General features: G+C 67.3%; 31 protein-coding genes. 28 read left to right on the plus strand and 3 right to left on the minus strand.

What is annotated here, in order from left to right:
- Positions 1-145: 145 nt before the first annotated feature.
- Positions 146-691 (plus strand): hypothetical protein, encoded by a 546-nt coding sequence (locus ACT3T5_RS08620; RefSeq protein ID WP_444594159.1) that lies wholly within the window; start codon positions 146-148, stop codon positions 689-691.
- 105 nt (positions 692-796) lie between these two features.
- On the opposite strand, the gene ACT3T5_RS08625 is transcribed toward ACT3T5_RS08620, so the two are convergent.
- A complete protein-coding gene (locus ACT3T5_RS08625) occupies positions 797-1,150 on the minus strand; it encodes a hypothetical protein (RefSeq protein WP_444594160.1) in 354 nt (117 codons plus the stop codon).
- Positions 1,151-1,461: 311 nt separating this feature from the next.
- On the opposite strand from ACT3T5_RS08625, the gene ACT3T5_RS08630 reads away from it, so the two are divergent.
- Entirely contained in the window at positions 1,462-2,700 is a 1,239-nt protein-coding gene (locus ACT3T5_RS08630; RefSeq protein WP_444594161.1) for a tyrosine-type recombinase/integrase, read from the plus strand.
- A 56-nt stretch (positions 2,701-2,756) separates the two neighbouring features.
- Here the strand turns inward: ACT3T5_RS08630 and ACT3T5_RS08635 are convergent, their stop codons facing one another.
- Together ACT3T5_RS08635 and ACT3T5_RS08640 are read right to left on the minus strand one after the other, a co-directional pair.
- Positions 2,757-3,071: an ImmA/IrrE family metallo-endopeptidase gene (locus tag ACT3T5_RS08635; protein WP_444594162.1), complete on the minus strand. Its 315-nt coding sequence runs from the start codon at positions 3,069-3,071 to the stop codon at positions 2,757-2,759.
- Positions 3,072-3,093: 22 nt separating this feature from the next.
- On the minus strand, positions 3,094-3,579 hold the full coding sequence (locus ACT3T5_RS08640; RefSeq protein WP_444594163.1) for a hypothetical protein: 486 nt from the start codon (positions 3,577-3,579) through the stop codon (positions 3,094-3,096).
- Between the two features lie 177 nt (positions 3,580-3,756).
- On the opposite strand from ACT3T5_RS08640, the gene ACT3T5_RS08645 reads away from it, so the two are divergent.
- The 26 genes from ACT3T5_RS08645 to ACT3T5_RS08770 all read left to right on the plus strand — a co-directional run bounded on the left by ACT3T5_RS08645 (position 3,757) and on the right by ACT3T5_RS08770 (position 15,814).
- Positions 3,757-4,029 (plus strand): helix-turn-helix transcriptional regulator, encoded by a 273-nt coding sequence (locus ACT3T5_RS08645; protein WP_444594164.1) that lies wholly within the window; start codon positions 3,757-3,759, stop codon positions 4,027-4,029.
- Between the two features lie 65 nt (positions 4,030-4,094).
- Positions 4,095-4,301 (plus strand): hypothetical protein, encoded by a 207-nt coding sequence (locus ACT3T5_RS08650; RefSeq protein ID WP_444594165.1) that lies wholly within the window; start codon positions 4,095-4,097, stop codon positions 4,299-4,301.
- Entirely contained in the window at positions 4,298-4,699 is a 402-nt protein-coding gene (locus tag ACT3T5_RS08655; RefSeq protein WP_444594166.1) for a GIY-YIG nuclease family protein, read from the plus strand. Before ACT3T5_RS08650 ends, ACT3T5_RS08655 begins: the two co-directional genes overlap by 4 nt.
- Before the next feature lie 133 nt (positions 4,700-4,832).
- Complete coding sequence (locus ACT3T5_RS08660; RefSeq protein ID WP_444594167.1) at positions 4,833-4,979, plus strand: hypothetical protein; 147 nt, start codon at positions 4,833-4,835, stop codon at positions 4,977-4,979.
- A gap of 5 nt (positions 4,980-4,984) precedes the next feature.
- Positions 4,985-5,311: a hypothetical protein gene (locus ACT3T5_RS08665; protein ID WP_444594168.1), complete on the plus strand. Its 327-nt coding sequence runs from the start codon at positions 4,985-4,987 to the stop codon at positions 5,309-5,311.
- On the plus strand, positions 5,308-5,652 hold the full coding sequence (locus ACT3T5_RS08670) for a hypothetical protein (protein ID WP_444594169.1): 345 nt from the start codon (positions 5,308-5,310) through the stop codon (positions 5,650-5,652). The genes ACT3T5_RS08665 and ACT3T5_RS08670 overlap by 4 nt, the downstream gene beginning before the upstream one ends.
- Entirely contained in the window at positions 5,645-5,836 is a 192-nt protein-coding gene (locus ACT3T5_RS08675; RefSeq protein WP_444594170.1) for a hypothetical protein, read from the plus strand. The genes ACT3T5_RS08670 and ACT3T5_RS08675 overlap by 8 nt, the downstream gene beginning before the upstream one ends.
- On the plus strand, positions 5,833-6,036 hold the full coding sequence (locus ACT3T5_RS08680) for a hypothetical protein (RefSeq protein ID WP_444594171.1): 204 nt from the start codon (positions 5,833-5,835) through the stop codon (positions 6,034-6,036). The genes ACT3T5_RS08675 and ACT3T5_RS08680 overlap by 4 nt, the downstream gene beginning before the upstream one ends.
- Positions 6,033-6,155 (plus strand): hypothetical protein, encoded by a 123-nt coding sequence (locus tag ACT3T5_RS08685; RefSeq protein WP_444594172.1) that lies wholly within the window; start codon positions 6,033-6,035, stop codon positions 6,153-6,155. Before ACT3T5_RS08680 ends, ACT3T5_RS08685 begins: the two co-directional genes overlap by 4 nt.
- A complete protein-coding gene (locus ACT3T5_RS08690; protein WP_444594173.1) occupies positions 6,145-6,372 on the plus strand; it encodes a hypothetical protein in 228 nt (75 codons plus the stop codon). The genes ACT3T5_RS08685 and ACT3T5_RS08690 overlap by 11 nt, the downstream gene beginning before the upstream one ends.
- The gene (locus ACT3T5_RS08695; RefSeq protein WP_444594174.1) at positions 6,369-6,788 is read left to right on the plus strand and encodes a hypothetical protein; all 420 of its coding nucleotides are present in this window, start codon (positions 6,369-6,371) and stop codon (positions 6,786-6,788) included. Before ACT3T5_RS08690 ends, ACT3T5_RS08695 begins: the two co-directional genes overlap by 4 nt.
- Before the next feature lie 174 nt (positions 6,789-6,962).
- Positions 6,963-7,652: a lambda exonuclease family protein gene (locus ACT3T5_RS08700; RefSeq protein WP_444594175.1), complete on the plus strand. Its 690-nt coding sequence runs from the start codon at positions 6,963-6,965 to the stop codon at positions 7,650-7,652.
- On the plus strand, positions 7,652-8,233 hold the full coding sequence (locus ACT3T5_RS08705) for a hypothetical protein (RefSeq protein WP_444594176.1): 582 nt from the start codon (positions 7,652-7,654) through the stop codon (positions 8,231-8,233). The genes ACT3T5_RS08700 and ACT3T5_RS08705 overlap by 1 nt, the downstream gene beginning before the upstream one ends.
- Before the next feature lie 4 nt (positions 8,234-8,237).
- On the plus strand, positions 8,238-8,741 hold the full coding sequence (locus ACT3T5_RS08710; protein WP_444594177.1) for a single-stranded DNA-binding protein: 504 nt from the start codon (positions 8,238-8,240) through the stop codon (positions 8,739-8,741).
- Positions 8,742-8,779: 38 nt separating this feature from the next.
- Positions 8,780-9,970, plus strand: a complete 1,191-nt coding sequence (locus tag ACT3T5_RS08715) for an AAA family ATPase (protein WP_444594178.1) — start codon at positions 8,780-8,782, stop codon at positions 9,968-9,970.
- Positions 9,971-10,138: 168 nt separating this feature from the next.
- Positions 10,139-10,447 carry a hypothetical protein gene (locus ACT3T5_RS08720; RefSeq protein ID WP_444594179.1) on the plus strand — a complete coding sequence of 103 codons (309 nt, stop codon included), beginning with the start codon at positions 10,139-10,141 and terminating at the stop codon, positions 10,445-10,447.
- 270 nt (positions 10,448-10,717) lie between these two features.
- Positions 10,718-11,143: a hypothetical protein gene (locus ACT3T5_RS08725; protein WP_444594180.1), complete on the plus strand. Its 426-nt coding sequence runs from the start codon at positions 10,718-10,720 to the stop codon at positions 11,141-11,143.
- Positions 11,140-11,334 carry a hypothetical protein gene (locus tag ACT3T5_RS08730; protein ID WP_444594181.1) on the plus strand — a complete coding sequence of 65 codons (195 nt, stop codon included), beginning with the start codon at positions 11,140-11,142 and terminating at the stop codon, positions 11,332-11,334. The genes ACT3T5_RS08725 and ACT3T5_RS08730 overlap by 4 nt, the downstream gene beginning before the upstream one ends.
- Before the next feature lie 145 nt (positions 11,335-11,479).
- Positions 11,480-11,632, plus strand: coding sequence for a hypothetical protein (locus tag ACT3T5_RS08735; protein ID WP_444594182.1), 153 nt, complete (start codon positions 11,480-11,482; stop codon positions 11,630-11,632).
- Positions 11,633-11,634: 2 nt separating this feature from the next.
- Complete coding sequence (locus tag ACT3T5_RS08740) at positions 11,635-12,411, plus strand: hypothetical protein (RefSeq protein WP_444594183.1); 777 nt, start codon at positions 11,635-11,637, stop codon at positions 12,409-12,411.
- 166 nt (positions 12,412-12,577) lie between these two features.
- Positions 12,578-12,787 carry a hypothetical protein gene (locus ACT3T5_RS08745; protein ID WP_444594184.1) on the plus strand — a complete coding sequence of 70 codons (210 nt, stop codon included), beginning with the start codon at positions 12,578-12,580 and terminating at the stop codon, positions 12,785-12,787.
- Positions 12,784-12,963, plus strand: a complete 180-nt coding sequence (locus tag ACT3T5_RS08750) for a hypothetical protein (protein WP_444594185.1) — start codon at positions 12,784-12,786, stop codon at positions 12,961-12,963. The genes ACT3T5_RS08745 and ACT3T5_RS08750 overlap by 4 nt, the downstream gene beginning before the upstream one ends.
- A gap of 100 nt (positions 12,964-13,063) precedes the next feature.
- Complete coding sequence (locus ACT3T5_RS08755; protein ID WP_444594186.1) at positions 13,064-13,378, plus strand: hypothetical protein; 315 nt, start codon at positions 13,064-13,066, stop codon at positions 13,376-13,378.
- On the plus strand, positions 13,371-13,685 hold the full coding sequence (locus ACT3T5_RS08760; protein WP_444594187.1) for a hypothetical protein: 315 nt from the start codon (positions 13,371-13,373) through the stop codon (positions 13,683-13,685). The genes ACT3T5_RS08755 and ACT3T5_RS08760 overlap by 8 nt, the downstream gene beginning before the upstream one ends.
- Complete coding sequence (locus ACT3T5_RS08765; protein WP_444594188.1) at positions 13,682-14,185, plus strand: hypothetical protein; 504 nt, start codon at positions 13,682-13,684, stop codon at positions 14,183-14,185. The genes ACT3T5_RS08760 and ACT3T5_RS08765 overlap by 4 nt, the downstream gene beginning before the upstream one ends.
- Positions 14,186-14,641: 456 nt before the next feature.
- On the plus strand, positions 14,642-15,814 hold the full coding sequence (locus ACT3T5_RS08770) for an RtcB family protein (RefSeq protein ID WP_444594189.1): 1,173 nt from the start codon (positions 14,642-14,644) through the stop codon (positions 15,812-15,814).
- The last annotated feature ends 12 nt before the right edge of the window (positions 15,815-15,826 follow it).

Here is a 15,826-nt window from a genome sequence, read left to right on the forward strand (position 1 = left end):
TGCGGGTCAGCGCCCAGCAATGGTGCACGCAGCAGTACATTGTCCTTCGGCCCGCGCAGTCCGGCCGCACGGCAGCACGGCAGCACGGCAGCACGGCAGCACGGCAGCACGGCACAGACACCACGATCACAGGGATTCGACACATATGAGCACACCAACGAAGAATGCCGCCGCCTGGGCCTCGACCCTCGCCCAGGAGGAGCCGGTGACCTTCCGCTTCTCCCGCCTCCGGGCCGCGCTGCTCGCTCTGCTCTGCGTGCTCCTCATCCTGGTCGGCTTCGTCCTCGGCCTCGCCGCCAGCGGCGTCGTCATGCTGCTCGGCTGGCTGATGGTCCTCGGATGTCTGCTCCTGATGGTCGTCCAGATCCGTCGCGCGATCAGCCCGGCCGTCGGCCTCACCGTCGCACCCAGCGGCCTCACCATGACGACCGCGCAAGCGGGCGAGATCCCCTGGGCGGAGATGCTCGACGTCGAGCTCATCACGCAGGATTCCAACCGCCAGATCGAGCTCGGGGTGACCAACGCCGAGGCCCAGCGGCAGTTCGACGCCGGACTGGTCACGGTGTTCGATCGCGAGAAGGCGGATGGGCGCATGCAGAAGGCACTGTGGCTGCCCGCCGGCCTCGCCGCGTCCACGCCCGCGCTCACCTCCTGGATCGACGAGGAGCTCACCGCGCGTCGCCGCGCCTGAGCGCGACTCCCTCGGGGTCGTCGATGCCCGAGACGCGTCACGATGTCGGCGCGAGCCGGGCACGAAGGTCTTTCTCGGCGCGCGTCCGCAGTCCTCGAGGGATGCTCAGCCGAGCAGAAGGACGACGACCTGCGATCCGACGAATCCGACGATGGCGGTGACCAGGTGCGACGCGCCGATGGTGGTGCCGATGATCGCGGCGACCCGGCGTCGGCCCTTGGCGAGCAGCCCGACGATGCCGAGCACGGTCCCGACCAGGGCGATGAGCGCCTGCGGGAGCGCCGTCAGCAGCCCCACGAACTGATAGGAAAGCTGGAACCTCGAGAGGATCAACGGAATCGCCGGAGAGAGCATGATCGTCGCGGTGCCGACGAGGAGCAGCAGCACTCCCGCGATCACGGAGGCCACGCCGAACGGGTTGGCGCCTCGAGATGCATCGGGGGTTACGGCGTGGTCCATGGCAGCTCCTGCCGGGTCGGGATCGTGAGGCGACTCTAGCGCCGGCAGCCCCCTCGGCGCCGGGGACCGACGTCACCCACCCGCGTGACCATGACAGCAGAAGACCCCCGCACCTGGGAGGTGAGGGGGTCTTCTGACACTCGGAGCCGCCTACCAGAATCGAACTGGTGACCTATTCATTACGAGTGAATGAGTCTGCTAGAGTGAGGGAGAGACGAAACCAGGTCTGACCTGCCCTTATAGGTGCACCGCGAATGCCTAGCATACGCTCAGCATGGGTAACCGAATGGGCATCCAGAGAGAGGGGCATCATGGCCAAGGAGAAGAAACGGCGACAGTACGGGACGGGCAGCGTCTCGCAGCGCGCCGACGGCAAGTGGGTCGGCCGCTTCGACGCAGGCTTCACCCGCACTGGAGGACGCCGCCGCAAGACCGTCGTCGCCACCACCGAGGCCGACGCCAAGCGCCGACTTCGGAACGCGATCCGCGACCACGAGGAAGGCCGCGGAGACCTCGACACGAAGACGACCGTCAAGGTCTGGTGCGACGAATGGCTCCCCCGCGCGCAGAAGCGCCTCCGCCCCTCATCCTTCACCGCCGACCGCTCCGCCGTCACCAACTGGGTCATCCCCACCATCGGGCACCGCAAGCTCTCCGTGCTCACCGCCGCCGACATCCGCAAGGTCCACACCGCCATGCGGAAGGGAGACCGGAAGCCGTCGACCGTCACGCGCGCGCACAACGTCCTCGCGAAGATCCTCAAGGACGCCCGCCGCGACGGCCATCAGGTCCCCGCCGCCGCCACCGACGTCCCTCCACCCAGTGCTGGACTCACCGATCGTGACGCGATCCCCCTCGAGGACGCGCTCAAGATCCTCGCCTGGGTCACCGAGCACCGAACCGACCGGACTCGCTGGGCCGCGGCGCTCCTGCAGGGAATGAGGCAGGCCGAGTGCCTGGGCCTCACGTGGGCGGCGCTCAACCTCGAGACCGGCACGGCAGACATCTCCTGGCAGAGGATGGCCCTGACGTGGCAGCACGGCTGCGAGGCGCCCTGCAAGAAGAAGCGCGGCGTCGACTGCCCCGAGGCCCGATTCATCTACCCGGACGACTACGAGGTGCGGCACATGCACGGGAGGATCCACTGGGCGCGACCGAAGTCCACCGCCGGACACCGCATCATCCCTCTGGTCCCCTGGATGGTCGACGCACTCCGGGAGTGGCGCACCGTCGCCCCGTCGTCCGAGCTCGGCCTGGTGTGGCCCCGCCTCGACGGGCTCTCCCGCAACGAGGGCGACGACCTGCAGGACTGGAAGGACATTCAGGAAGCCGCCGGTGTCGCCCACGAGACCGGACGCCGCTACGTACTCCACGAAGCCCGCCACACCACCGCCACGCTTCTCCACGAGGCAGGCGTGGACTCCGAGATCATCCGCATGATCGTCGGCCACTCCTCCATGGCCTCGACCCGCGGGTACCTCCACCTCTCCGACAAGCGCGCCCGTGAGGCGCTCGAGCAGATCGCGACCCAGCTGCAGCTCACCACCTGACCCACAGACACAAGCCCCCTCTCGCCACGTCGGCGGGAGGGGGCCTTTCGTCATGCCTACGCGGCGAACGCGTAGACCACTTCTATGGTGACGCCGAGGTGATCTGCGATCGCGCCGGCTGATTGGTGCTCAGCCTCGGCCTCGGCGTAGTCCCGGGCCGGGATCAACAGCCGCGCCGCCCACCGCCACGCCCGGCGCCCCACCGGAGGCGTGCAGAGCGCGTCGCCGTAGTAGTGGTGCGCGAGCTCGTGAGCGAGCGTCGAGACGGTACGCCGTTCGGTCATGCCGTGCCGCAGGACGATCACATCAACGCCCGGGTAGTACCGACCACGCTCCGGGAGATCCCGGGCCCAGAAGACACTGGCGCCCATGTCCTCCGCGTGGAGGATCAGGTTAGTCGTCGTCCTCGCCGGGATCGTCCCCTGGCTTCTCCTCGTCTGCAGCAAACGGCAGCCCCCTCAGATCCGGTACGTCTTCTGAGACGAGTGTCAGCCGCCGGCCTGACGTTCGAGTTGTTGAGCCATCCGCGACAGCTCGATCCGCCAGCTTGTCGTTCTGCTCGACGAAGAGACGCACGGTCGTGCGGATCGCCTCGCGCTGAGGGCCAGTGAGCCGGGCAGCGTCCGCGCCGAGCTCGAACGGCTGACCGATACCCGGAAGGCCGGCGGCTTCTCGGAGTCGGTCGACGTTGACGCTGAACACGTCTGCGAGAGCCTGCAGTGTGTCTGCGCCGGGACGGTCCGGGTGGTCGCCTCGGATGTACTTCGCCGCTGTCGCGTTGGATAGCTGGTGCCCATGGCTCGCCGCCTCCCTCTCGATGCGGCGAGACGACCAGCCCTCGGTGTTGAGGTGCTGCAGGAGATCGCTCAGTCCGCTCATGGGGCAACCTTCCAGGTCAGGGGGCAGATCTGGCAAGCCTACGCTTGCACTCGCAGTTCACAAACAACACGGGTGTAATTCCTGGTCAGGCATGACTTTCGCTCTAGGGCTTGCACTCGACAGTGCACAGTGTGTAGTGTGAGCTTCACGCACCGCACCCCAGGAAGGAGGCACCGAATGAACTACGAAGACTCGCGCCGGACCCTCACGGCCCGCCCCAACGTCCACGCCATCAAGATGGCGATGAAGTTCCGGAACAACATGAGCAAGGCCGACCTGGCCCGCCTCTCTGGGCTCAGCAAGGGCACCGTCGGCAACGTCCTGAACGGGAACCGCCGGACGTTCAACCCTGAGACCGCTACCGCCTTCGCGACCGCTCTCGGCGTCAGCTCCGACGACCTCTTCACGCTCGAAGCGTTAACCGTGAAGACCACGCGCCGCGCAGCCTGACCTACCCACTCGCAGTACCCCCGTTCGTTGGTTCGCCGACGACGCAGAAACCCCCAGGGAGACGTATGTCCACCACCGGTTTTGAGAAGCGCATCGCCGCCGAAGCTCCCGACCTCTCCCGCGGTCAGGTGAAGAAGCTCGCCGCCCGCCTCGCCCGCCGCGCCGCCGACATGCAGGAGGAGTTCGACTTCTACGAGTGCCTCCGCATTCTCGGCATGACGAGCGACACCACTGCCCGTGACGCGATCCGCTCCATGGAGGCGGCGGCATGAAGGCGGGACGGCACTTCGTGTACCGGTGCCTGAACGGCGCCGGAGAGATCGTGTACGTCGGCTGCAGCCACGATGTCGCCAAGCGCTGGAAGCAGCACGGCAAGACCGGAGTCGCGTCCGCAACAGAGCGCATGCGGATCACGGTCCACCCAACCCGGGTGGCTGCACTGGCAGTCGAGCGGGCTGAGATCGCCATGCACGAGCCGCTGCTCAACCGACAGATCTACGTGATGAGTCCAGAGACGTGGAGCCGCGGGAAGCTGCTCGCCCGGCTCCGAGCGGAGCTCTCCAACCGCCATGGGCTCCCCTTCACCGGGGACTCGAACAGTGCGATCACGACCATCCGGCGCGTATACCGCCATCGGTTCGGCGCAGACCCACTCGACGAACTGTCCTGACCGCAACCACCCAATGCCCGCCGCACACGCGACGGGCTTTCTCTATGCCCAGGAGGCACCACATGAAGATCACCGACACGCACGGCACGAGCGCCGACAGCTTCGACTACCTCGACAGCGGCGAGGTCGAGGCATGACCGCCACCCACATGGCCCCGCCGTGGGTCGCCGCCATGCAGGCCGAAGCCGACCGAGCCCAGGCCGCCCTCACCGCCCGCGACATCGCACGCAGTGCATACGAGGACGTCGTCGGCCCCCACCCCCAGACCCACAGGAAGTGACCACCGTGAACCGCAACACCGTCCTCACCGGCCTCGCCGTCGGCGCTCTCGCCTTCGCGTCCATCGGCTCCGCCGCCCTCGGCTTCGGCACCGGCCGCGCCACCGCCCCCACCCCGAAAGCCTGCCTCATCGCCATCGACGAGGGAGACCGCGCCCTCGACCTCACCTCCGAAGCGCTCGGCCTCGCCGGCGAAGCAGTCGTCGCAGCAGCGACATGGGACGCGGCCACGCTCGATCGGATCAACGGCGACCTCGCCGACATCAACGACGACCTCGGCGACCCCGACGCCTACCTCGACGCGAAGGCCGAGTGCAGAGGTGAGAACCGATGAGCACCCCCCTGTACGACCGCCTCCACGCGGCCCGCTTCACCGACCCGACCACCTCGCACGAAGCCGTACCGACCGGCGAGAAGGTCCGCGTCATCCAGCAACGGATCCACGCGATCCTCACCGACCACGGGCCCTGTACCCACGACGAGATCCGCGACTGGTATCTGCTCCGCCATGGCTACGGCCGCGGCACATCACCGACCAGCATCCGCACCCGCACCAGCGAGCTGCACGAGGTCGGCGGCGTCCGCGCCGTCGACACCCTCGGCGTCACCGACTCCGGGCGCCGCGCCACCAGGTGGGACATCCACCGAGACACCGAAGGAGCCGACTGTGGCTGATCAACCTCTCGCCATTGCCCTCAAGGACGCACCGAACTACGTCCCCTTCTCGAAGGACTACATCTTCCGGGCAATCAGACGCACCGAAGGCAACGTCCTTCGCGCTCGACTCGCGGGCGGCAAGTACGTCATCACTACCGAGAACCTGCGCGACTGGGTGCAGAAGGAAGGGGTCGAGTCATGACCACCACCCCGAATCCTGGCCCGTTCGTCCCGAAGCGCGAGCCGGCGCTCGGTGCGGGCGTCAACAACGACGCGATCGAGACTCGGTCCCGGCTGATGGATCTGGTTCTGCGGAACGGCATCAGGGACGAGGGAACCATCCTCACGCTCATGGACCGCATGGAGCTCGGCCCCGACTTCGACAAGGAGGACGAGTCGTGATCGATGACCTGCTCCTGACCGTGACCTTGCTCGGCGGTGGCGCTGTCGTCGGCGTCGGCTGCTGCCTGGTCGTCGTGAAGCTGTTCCTCGACTGGGAGGACCGGCGACATGGCGGATGACGTACTGGCCGCGATGCTCGCCGCGATCGACAAGAGAGCGAACGACACGGACCTCCCCCGCATGCCGCGCAACCCCCGCAGCACCGCGAACATCAACAACCCGATGAAGCCGACCTACACCCGTCCACGGCGCGGCGGGCCCACCTACCGAGACAAGACCGCCAACGACGCGATCGGCAACGTCGACAGTCAACGCAAGAAGGAGAAGAACCGGTGACCACCACCCCCAGCAAGTTCCGCAAGAAGCCCGTCGAGATCGAGGCGATGTGTTTCGTGCCGCCGCCCTCACACGCCCACACGCTGACCTCGTGGATGGAGCGGAACCTCTACCCGTTCCTCGTGGGGAACGCGTTGGAGCCCGAGACGCTCCGATACCCGGACCAGGTCGAGAACGACGACTCCCGACCCGACAAGGGCATCTACATCGACCCTGCGACCGGCGAGCTGATGATCCGCACGCTCGAAGGCGACATGCGAGTCAGCATCGGCGACTGGGTGATCCGCGGCGTACACGGCGAGTTCTACCCCTGCAAGCCGGACATCTTCGAGGCGACGTACGAGGCGGTGACTCCCGGCTACGACCAGGAGAAGGTTCTCTCCGCGATCGCTCAAGCACGGAAGGCGCTGAACTGACATGGCCATCCTCACCGATCAAGCGATCGCACGAGCGTGCGACGCCGACCACGTCCGCAAGAGCCCGTGGCAGAGACTCACTCGCCGCGACTCCGCCGTGAAGCTCGGGCAGGACCCGAAGCTCCACGCCTGGACCGACCGATTCGATGTGTGGGAGAGCGCGGGTGAGCGGCGATGACACTCACCGTCTACAAGGAGCTCGAGCAGGGGTCCGAAGCCTGGCTGCAGGCACGCGCCGGGATCCTCACCGCTTCGGTGGTCGGGCAGCTGATCACGCCGAGCAAGGTGCAGTTGTCGAAGTCGGATACTGCCCGCGCCGTGATGGAGAACCTGCTCGCCGAACGGATCGCCGGGCACGTCGACGAGTTCCCGATGACTGCTGACATGGAACGCGGCACCCTCGACGAGCCTTACGCCCGCGACCTGTACGCCGAGCACACCGGGCAGAAGATCGACGAGATCGGATTCGCCGTCTACGAGGACCCGCTCGGGCGGCGACTCGGCTACTCCCCCGACGGCATGATCGGCGACGACGGCCTCCTCGAGATCAAGTCCCGCAAGCCGAAGATTCACCTCCGCACCTGGCTCGACGACACGGTGCCCGCCGCGAACATGGCCCAGCTGCAATGCGGCCTGTACGTCACCGGGAGGGCATGGATCGACTACGTGTCCTACGCCGGCGGATGGCCGCTGTACATCAAACGCGTCACCGCCGACCCCCACTGGCAGGACGCGATCCAGGACGCACTCATCGCCTACGAGACGTTCGCGGACCTCATGACCGAGACGTACAAGACCCGCACCGAGGGCGCACCCATCGCGCCCCGCATCGACCACTGGGCCGAACAGGAGATGACTTTCTGATGGATCTGTCCACCACCATCGAACCCAAGAGCGACCAGCTCAACGCCGACAGCCTCAGACCCGGCCCCGTCACCGTCACGATCCAGAACGTGACCAAGGGGACCGAGGAGCAGCCTGCGAACCTCCACCTCGTCGAGTACCCCGGCCGCGCTTACCGTCCCTCCCTGACGATGCGACGCCTGCTCGTCGAGATCTGGGGAGGAGACACGACCACGTACACCGGTCGCCGCCTGACCCTGTTCCGGAACCCGAGCACCAAGTTCGGCCGCGACACCGTGGGAGGCATCGAGATCTCCCACATGTCCCACATCGAGCGACGCACCACAGCCATGCTCACCGTTACCCGCGGCAAGAAGAAGCCGTTCCACGTCGACCCCCTCATCGAGCACCAGGCAGCGCCCGCTCCCCCGTCCCCGCGGAACCAGATGTTCGAGCTCCTCAAGGTCCAGGGCATGACCGAGAAGGACCCGATCCTCGCCTACGTGACCGAGACCCTCGGCCGCGACGTGCAGTCGTCCCAGGAGCTCACCGACGACGACGTGACCACCATCCTCACCCGCCTCACCACACTGGAGAACTGACCCCATGGCAGACGCAACGATCATCATCGGCGGCGGCATCGTCGCTGACCCCCGCTGGAACACCCCGAACGGCAACCGGGTCGGGAACCTCACCGTCCGTGCAGGCCGGTCTCGGAAGAACGATCAGGGCGGCTACGACCAGCTGTCGTCGACGCCGTTCGACGTGGCGTGCTGGAACGAGATCCACGACCTCCTCGCCGCGCAGATGCCGGAGAAGGGATCCCAGGTCCGCATCACAGGGACCGTGACCGGCGTCCGTACGTACGAGGACAACCAGGGGCAGGCGCAGGCGTCGGTCGAGGTGCGCGCCGAGGGCGTCAAGGTCTGGCCGAAGCGCCAGCAGCAGGGCGGCGGCTACGGCGGCGCCTCGCAGGGCCAGCAGGGCGGGTACGGAGGCCAGTCCCAGGGCGGCTATGGCGCGCCGCAGGGTGGCGCGCCGCAGGGTGGCGCTCCGCAGGGTGGCGCTCCGCAGGGTGGCGGGTTCGACGACTCGCCGCCGCCTTTCTGACCGACCAGTAACTAACCCGATCCCACCAGGAGAACAACATGAAGATCATCGAACTTAGAGCCACGAACGTGAAGCGGCTCAAGGCAGTGCACATCACCCCGGACGGCACCCTGCAGGTCGTCGGTGGCAGGAACGCGCAGGGCAAGTCGTCGGTGCTGGACGCGATCTGGCTCGCGCTCGGCGGCGGCAAGGCAGGGAAGGCGACCACGGTCCCGATCCGTGACGGCGAGGACCACGCATCCGTGACCCTCGACCTCGGTGAGCTCGTCATCACACGGACGTGGACCGGGTCGAACACGGCGCTCAAGGTCACGTCGGCCGAGGGCGCATCGTTCTCGTCGCCGCAGAAGATGCTCGACGCGCTCGTCGGGCAGCTGACGTTCGACCCGCTCGAGTTCACTCGCCTGTCTGCGAAGGACCAGCGGGACGCACTCGTCGGTCTGGTCGACCTGCCGATCGATCTCGACGAGCTGGACCGTCAGCGGGCCGGCCTGTTCGCGGATCGCACCGCGGTCGGGCAGGAGGGCAAGCGCATCGGCGACGTGAAGGTCGACCCGAACCTCCCCGAGGCTGAGACGAGCATGTCAGACGCGCTGGCCGCGCTCCGAGACGCCGAGCGCAAGTCGGACGAGGCGAACCAGGTTCGCGCCAACCTGGAAGCGGCAGAGACCACCGTCGAACAACTCAAGGAGTCGCTCGCCAAGGCAGAGACGTACGCCGCGCAGTGCCAGTCCGATGTCGACGGACTCGGGGACACCCCGGACCCGGCGCCACTGGCGGCTCGCCTCGAGACGCTCGAGGAGGAGAACCAGCGGATCCGCGCCAACAACACGGCACGGGCCCGCGCCGCAGAGCAGGAGCAGCTGCGGGAGAAGTACGCCGGCCTCACTCAGGCGATCGACTCGCTCGACGAGGCGAAGCGCGACGCACTCGCCGCCGCAGAGTTCCCCGTCGACGGCCTCGGCTTCGACGAGACCGGCGTGACCTATCAGGGCGTGCCGTTCTCCCAGGCGTCCAGCGCCGAGCAGATCCGCGTGTCCCTCGCAATGGCGATGGCCGCGAACCCGAAGCTCCGCGTGATCCGCATCCTCGACGGATCCCTGCTCGACGACGAAGCGATGACCGCGATCCGAGAGCAGGTCGCCGAGCGTGACTTCCAGCTGTGGATCGAACGCGTCGGTGACGCCGACGAGGGCGCGGTCATCATCGAAGACGGCTCCATCGCCTGACCCGCACGACCCCCGAGGCCTTCACCGATCCGGTGGGGGCCTTCCGTATGCCTACTCGCAGCTACTCGCAACCGTTTCGAGTAGGTAGCCCCGATGGTCGCAGGCCGGGTTCGACTCCCGGCCGGGGCGCTTATCCACATCCTCATCCACAACTGAGAGGTAACCACTATGCGATCCCATGGCACCCGCTCCAAATACTCGATCGACTCGTGTCGCTGCGCGTCCTGCACCCGTGCGAACGCTGACTACCAGCGGGACTACTACCGGGGCGGTGGATCCCGCACGGTCGACGCGGCACCGATCCGTGAACACCTACTCGCGCTCAGGGCGGACGGATGGACGCAGGCCGCGATCGCCACCCATTCCGGGTACGGCATCTGGACGATCAAGCACATCTATCAGGGCCGTGCGCAACGCGTCCGCGAGGCGACCGCAGTGGACCTGCTGTCCATCCCCGTCAGGAGCGCCGCCGCGTGATGTGCCCCCACCTCGTCCGGGGCCGACGCCCCTGCGAACGCCCGGAAGGGCATGACGGGATGCACCACGCCGGGTTCAGCGATTGGCGGCACCCGTGACCACCACCCCGACCGGGATCCCGATCCAGGACTGTCCTCACTGCGGGAACCGACATCCCGTCACTCGCAGGCATTGCCCATCGTGCGGGCTCGCCACGCTCTTCGGCCACGAGGAGTGCACACCCAACCCCGAGCAGCTGGACATGCTCGCCCTACTCGAGGAGATGACCTCATGACCACTATCAAGGCCGCTGAGGCGGCACTCAAAGCCTGGGACCTCGCTCACCAGGTCCAGCCCACCGACCCCGGATTGCAGTCGATGCGATTCCACGAGTCCCAGGCGAAGCGGAACAAGAGCCTGCGCTCATACCTGAACCGTCTGAGCCGTGAGTCTCGGGAGCGGGACCGCCTCGAGGAAGCAGTGCTGAAGGCGCGGCGCGAGGAGCGGGAGGCGGCACGTGCCGCCCTCTCGCCCGTGGATCCTGCCCGACTCAAGGGTGCGTCCCTGGTGATGGTCCGTCGCCATACCGGCTTGTCCTGGCATCGCGTGGTCCGGGTCAACGCGAAGACCGTCACGTGCTGGGCCGCGCCTGGTATGGACCAGCCCCGCTTCCTGCACGACCAGATCGTCGATGTTCGCAAGGAGGACCCGTCATGACCACCATTCAACGCGCCCAGCACGCGATCGCGACCTTGTTCTACCCGGGCTGTGGCGGTGACTTCCCGGAGCCGTGGCAGCGGGTCTACATGTGCACGTGCGGCGTCGAGCTCGGGTTCGACGAGCAGGGCCTCGGGGCATGCGACCCGGAGGCCGCACTGGCCGAGCACATCAAGGAGGAGGACCGGTGAGCGCCTGCCCGTACTGCTCCGAGGTCGAACCGATGGACGAGGCGTGCTTCGCGGAGTCCATCGGCGTCTGCACCCGCAAGCCGGGACACGACGGACCGCACGTCGCGTGCGGCACCGACCACCAGATCGACACATGGGAGAACCGATGACCCCCTACTGCCACCAGGAGGTCACCGACGAGGACGGTCATCTCGACGCCTGCAACGAGCCCGCGACCACCACCCGCACCGATCCCGAGGACGGGCACGAGTACCCCGTCTGCCACATGCACAGAACCCGATCCCCCGAAGGAGCATGACCATGATCGACCACGAACTGACCGACCCCGCAGGCGGGGCACTGACCATCACCCACGACCACCAGGGCGTGTGGATCACGGCGACGGAGGGCCGCGACGAGGTCACCGTCGGCCCGTTCCCCGCCCGTACCCTCCGCGCATCGTTCGACATGGGCGACGACCTGATGGACGGTGGCGTAACCGCTGCCGCCATCGAGGCCGAGGTCGACGGCAAGGCTATGTGGGAGAAGACCCGCACCGACCACCTGTCCCCCGAGCGGGCACGGTCCCTCGTGCAGGAACGCGACGAGGCGAAGGCTGAGGCCGCGATGTGCCAGACCTCTCTGCGCGGGCAGATCCGCCGAGCCGAGCAGGCCGAGGACACGCTCCTCATGGTCCAGCAGCAGAGGGACCACCTCCGTGCCACCCTCGCCACCACCGCCCGGCAGCGGGACGAGGCCGACAAGCGCGCCGCAACCGCTTCCCCCCGCCCCCTCACCGCCGACGACATCACCGACGAGATGGTCGAGCGGGGAGCGCGACAGTACATCGAGGAGGACTACACCTCCTGGGAGCGTTCGCCCGCACTCGCCAAGAACAACGCCCGCGAGTCGGTGCGCGGAATCCTTGAGGCCGCTCTCACCCCGCCCCCGTCCCGCCCCGAAGGAGCCGAGGGGCTGGCGGACGACCTCTCCGGCTGGGACGAGATGGACGACTACGGCAACCGGCGCTTCACCCACGAGGAGCTGGACGACCTGGCCGACCACCTCGCCGCACTGGGCTACCGGAAGACGCCGTGAGCACGTACCACGTCTACCCCACCCGGGACCTCATCGACCACGACACCGAAACCGAAGACTGCGTGTGCGGACCCCTGATAGAGCCCGTCCCCCGCGACGACGGGTCTATGGGATGGGTCGTCACTCACCACTCACTCGACGGACGAGAGAAGCAGGAGCAGAACAGATGACGCACTACACCCTCCGGGCCGGGATCGCCCTGCAAGACGAGCACGCCGGAGTGATGATCGACAGCGTCGGCAACTACGTCGCGAAGACGAGATCCGACCCGCGATCGCTCGCCCTGCTGCTCCGCATGATCGCGGACCAGATCGAGTCGGACGCGGCCTCTGTCGACCTCACCCCCACCAACCCCGAGAAGGAACAGAACCGATGATCATCTGCCATCACTGCAATGACGAGAAGGTCACGGACGACAACGACGACATCACCGAACGCGTCCCGTGGTCGTTCTGGCAGAAGCTCACGCCGCCGTCCGACATGGCCGTCCGCATGGGGATGGTCAAGCCGATCCCGTGCGCGCACTGCCAGGCCCCGAGGGAGCAGTCATGACCACCGACGAGAGGGAGCGCCTGATCGCCTACCACGACTCGTTCTGCAGGTGTCACGACGACATCTCCACCTACCCCACGCCGCCCGACGATTGGAAGCCATGACCACCGACGAAGCACTAGTCGAACAGATCGCACGGGCGATAGCGGCCCGCGTCCACGTTCGGGGGGAGGGTGCGTGGCGCGATTACCGGGCGTACGCCACAGCCACCCTCCCGATCCTCCGTGGTCTGGCAGAGTCGCTCGCCGCGCTCGCACCCGACGTCCTCAAGGCACAAGCCGACGCATGGGGCGAGGGGCGGGAGTCCGGCTGGGACGAAGCGCAGTGCACATGGCAGGAGACCGGCGGCGTGGGTGACGGATGGAAGCACTCCACCGACCCCAACCCCTACCGAGGAGAGCAGACCAATGACTGACCAGCCTTACACGCCCGACAAGGAAATGGCGAGACGTCACTACTTCACCGGCCGGCTCGTGCAGCACAACCGGGTGCCTCACCGTCTAAGCCTTCCCGAGCCCAGCGCCGCCGAGTTCGACCGGTTCATCGAGGCGGTCAAGCGTGACGCCGCACGGGAAGCACTCGACGGGCTGATCGCGGAGGAGGAAGAGAGCTTCCTTCGACTCCACACGAAGGGCGCAGTGATGTCCGCAGAGGCCTGCAGCCACGCCCGGTTCTCAGCAGAGGCATACCGGGACACCCACTACCCCAAGGAGACCCCATGACCACTCACCCCATCGACCGAGACGCGATGCTCCATCTTGCGGAGGGACATGAGCCCGACGAGCACGGCCCCGACAAGTGCGGGAAGGACGGCTGCTACCCCTCGTGCGCCGAGTGCGGAGACGACTGGCCGTGCGTGACGGTCTGCGCGTTGCGCGCACTGGACGCCGCCGAGTCCCGCCCCCTCACCGCCGACGACATCACCGACGAGATGCGGATTCGCGCATGGCGGGCGATGCGTGAATGGGAGAACCGTGAGTGGAGCCTCACGCACGAACAGGCCGGTGACATGGTTCTCCGCGCCGCTCTCACCGAGCCCCCGTCCCGACCCGAGGGAGCCGAGGAGATCGAAGCGTTAATGCGCGAGTTGGTCCCCTCCCACCCCGAGGACAACTACGGCAAGCTGGCCGACCACCTCGCTTCCCGTGGACTGCTCCCGCCCATCACCGACAAGTCGGAGCCCAGGCGCGACGCCCTCGTCTTCACGGAGGGGGAGTGGTGATCCACCCCGGTGACCACATCCGCGCTTACGCCGGACGGTCCGCGCACATCGCAGACTCCAAGAGCGAGTGGCTCCCCCGAGTGTCCACACTTTGCGGCCAATGGCATCCGCGAAGTGGCAAGTTTGCGCCCACAGCCGCACCCGACCTGCCCGTCTGCAGGGCGTGCCAACGGGAGCAGAACTTCCGCCGCGCCCTGGACGCTCCGTGACCGGCTGGATCGTCTGCACGCTCGCCATCGCCGTGCCCGCATGGGTGATCGGGCACCTCATCCACCGAAGTGATACCAGCCCCGACCAGTAACCACACTTCCGCACGAAACCGATACCCGAGGCCGTCCCGATGGGGCGGCCTTCCTCGTGCCCTCGGTACGGAATAAGCCGTCGCCAAGAGGAGCGCAACCCCGTAGGTTGACCCAGTCGCGACCGCGACCGGGCACCACCACGAAAGGACCACCCATGCCCATGAAGATCACCAGCGACGTACTGTCCTGGGCCAGCATTCTCGACGACAAGACCAGCGAGCAGGCCGCAACCACCGGCTCGATGCCGTTCGTCAACCCCCACCTCGCACTCATGCCCGACGCACACCTCGGCAAGGGCGCCACCGTCGGCTCCGTCATCCCCACCGAGCGCGCCATCATCCCCGCCGCCGTCGGCGTAGACATCGGCTGCGGCATGATCGCCGTCCGAACCCAGTGGACCACCGACCAGATCCGCGACGCCGGCCCCCTGGCCCACCTCCGCGAAGGCATCGAGAAGCGCGTCCCCGTGTCCGCAGGTGTCTACAACAAGCACCTCACCGACACCGCGAAGACGCGCATCACTGATCTCGAGGAGCAGTGGCCCACCGACGGCTCCCCGGACAAGTACTCCGGCACGTGGCGCCAGCAGCTCGGCACCCTCGGCGGTGGCAACCACTTCATCGAGATCACCGCAGACGAGACCAGCACGGTGTGGGCATTCCTCCACTCCGGCTCCCGCGGCGTCGGCAACAAGATCGCCCAGCACCACATCAAGACCGCACAGCAGGTCGCGAAGCGCTACTGGATCGACCTCCCGGACCCGGATCTCGCCTACCTCGCCGAGGGCACGCCCGAGTTCGACCAGTACATCGCCGAGCTCCGCTGGGCGCAGGACTTCGCCCTCGCCAACCGCGCCGAGATGATGGACCGCACCCTGGACGCTCTCACCGAGCACATGGGCATGGCCGTAGAGCAGCTCGAGAAGATCCAGTGCCACCACAACTGGACCGACCGCGAACACCACATGGGCCGAGACCTCTGGATCTCCCGCAAGGGAGCGATCCGCGCCCGAGTCGGCGACCCCGGACTGATCCCCGGATCCATGGGCACCGCCTCGTACGTCGTCGAAGGCAAGGGCAACGCGGCATCGTTCAACTCCGCACCCCACGGAGCCGGCCGCGAGTACAGCCGATCCGCCGCACGGAAGAAGTTCACCGGCGACGACCTCCGCACTGCAATGGTCGGCATCGAATACCGCGACTCCGACGCGTTCATCGACGAGATCCCCGCCGCGTACAAGGACATCGACCAGGTCATGGCAGACGCCGCCGACCTCGTCGAAATCCGCCACACCCTCCACCAGCTCGTCAACGTCAAGGGCGACTGACCCCAACCCCCA

Origin of the sequence: Brachybacterium sp. AOP3-A1-3, from assembly GCF_052378285.1 — a bacterium.
GTDB lineage: Bacteria > Actinomycetota > Actinomycetes > Actinomycetales > Dermabacteraceae > Brachybacterium.

What these genes read in the sequence shown, in the direction of transcription:
- ACT3T5_RS08700 (WP_444594175.1), top strand. Translation starts at nt 6,963, where the DNA reads ATGACACTCACCGTCTACAAGGAGCTCGAGCAGGGGTCCGAAGCCTGG.
- ACT3T5_RS08765 (WP_444594188.1), top strand. Translation starts at nt 13,682, where the DNA reads ATGACCACTCACCCCATCGACCGAGACGCGATGCTCCATCTTGCGGAG.
- ACT3T5_RS08680 (WP_444594171.1), top strand. Translation starts at nt 5,833, where the DNA reads ATGACCACCACCCCGAATCCTGGCCCGTTCGTCCCGAAGCGCGAGCCG.
- ACT3T5_RS08755 (WP_444594186.1), top strand. Translation starts at nt 13,064, where the DNA reads ATGACCACCGACGAAGCACTAGTCGAACAGATCGCACGGGCGATAGCG.
- ACT3T5_RS08705 (WP_444594176.1), top strand. Translation starts at nt 7,652, where the DNA reads ATGGATCTGTCCACCACCATCGAACCCAAGAGCGACCAGCTCAACGCC.
- ACT3T5_RS08655 (WP_444594166.1), top strand. Translation starts at nt 4,298, where the DNA reads ATGAAGGCGGGACGGCACTTCGTGTACCGGTGCCTGAACGGCGCCGGA.
- ACT3T5_RS08745 (WP_444594184.1), top strand. Translation starts at nt 12,578, where the DNA reads ATGACGCACTACACCCTCCGGGCCGGGATCGCCCTGCAAGACGAGCAC.
- ACT3T5_RS08690 (WP_444594173.1), top strand. Translation starts at nt 6,145, where the DNA reads ATGGCGGATGACGTACTGGCCGCGATGCTCGCCGCGATCGACAAGAGA.
- ACT3T5_RS08750 (WP_444594185.1), top strand. Translation starts at nt 12,784, where the DNA reads ATGATCATCTGCCATCACTGCAATGACGAGAAGGTCACGGACGACAAC.
- ACT3T5_RS08740 (WP_444594183.1), top strand. Translation starts at nt 11,635, where the DNA reads ATGATCGACCACGAACTGACCGACCCCGCAGGCGGGGCACTGACCATC.
- ACT3T5_RS08645 (WP_444594164.1), top strand. Translation starts at nt 3,757, where the DNA reads ATGAACTACGAAGACTCGCGCCGGACCCTCACGGCCCGCCCCAACGTC.
- ACT3T5_RS08660 (WP_444594167.1), top strand. Translation starts at nt 4,833, where the DNA reads ATGACCGCCACCCACATGGCCCCGCCGTGGGTCGCCGCCATGCAGGCC.
- ACT3T5_RS08770 (WP_444594189.1), top strand. Translation starts at nt 14,642, where the DNA reads ATGCCCATGAAGATCACCAGCGACGTACTGTCCTGGGCCAGCATTCTC.
- ACT3T5_RS08715 (WP_444594178.1), top strand. Translation starts at nt 8,780, where the DNA reads ATGAAGATCATCGAACTTAGAGCCACGAACGTGAAGCGGCTCAAGGCA.
- ACT3T5_RS08710 (WP_444594177.1), top strand. Translation starts at nt 8,238, where the DNA reads ATGGCAGACGCAACGATCATCATCGGCGGCGGCATCGTCGCTGACCCC.
- ACT3T5_RS08640 (WP_444594163.1), bottom strand. Translation starts at nt 3,579, where the DNA reads ATGAGCGGACTGAGCGATCTCCTGCAGCACCTCAACACCGAGGGCTGG.
- ACT3T5_RS08730 (WP_444594181.1), top strand. Translation starts at nt 11,140, where the DNA reads ATGACCACCATTCAACGCGCCCAGCACGCGATCGCGACCTTGTTCTAC.
- ACT3T5_RS08650 (WP_444594165.1), top strand. Translation starts at nt 4,095, where the DNA reads ATGTCCACCACCGGTTTTGAGAAGCGCATCGCCGCCGAAGCTCCCGAC.
- ACT3T5_RS08635 (WP_444594162.1), bottom strand. Translation starts at nt 3,071, where the DNA reads ATGGGCGCCAGTGTCTTCTGGGCCCGGGATCTCCCGGAGCGTGGTCGG.
- ACT3T5_RS08625 (WP_444594160.1), bottom strand. Translation starts at nt 1,150, where the DNA reads ATGGACCACGCCGTAACCCCCGATGCATCTCGAGGCGCCAACCCGTTC.
- ACT3T5_RS08630 (WP_444594161.1), top strand. Translation starts at nt 1,462, where the DNA reads ATGGCCAAGGAGAAGAAACGGCGACAGTACGGGACGGGCAGCGTCTCG.
- ACT3T5_RS08720 (WP_444594179.1), top strand. Translation starts at nt 10,139, where the DNA reads ATGCGATCCCATGGCACCCGCTCCAAATACTCGATCGACTCGTGTCGC.
- ACT3T5_RS08760 (WP_444594187.1), top strand. Translation starts at nt 13,371, where the DNA reads ATGACTGACCAGCCTTACACGCCCGACAAGGAAATGGCGAGACGTCAC.
- ACT3T5_RS08725 (WP_444594180.1), top strand. Translation starts at nt 10,718, where the DNA reads ATGACCACTATCAAGGCCGCTGAGGCGGCACTCAAAGCCTGGGACCTC.
- ACT3T5_RS08670 (WP_444594169.1), top strand. Translation starts at nt 5,308, where the DNA reads ATGAGCACCCCCCTGTACGACCGCCTCCACGCGGCCCGCTTCACCGAC.
- ACT3T5_RS08620 (WP_444594159.1), top strand. Translation starts at nt 146, where the DNA reads ATGAGCACACCAACGAAGAATGCCGCCGCCTGGGCCTCGACCCTCGCC.
- ACT3T5_RS08735 (WP_444594182.1), top strand. Translation starts at nt 11,480, where the DNA reads ATGACCCCCTACTGCCACCAGGAGGTCACCGACGAGGACGGTCATCTC.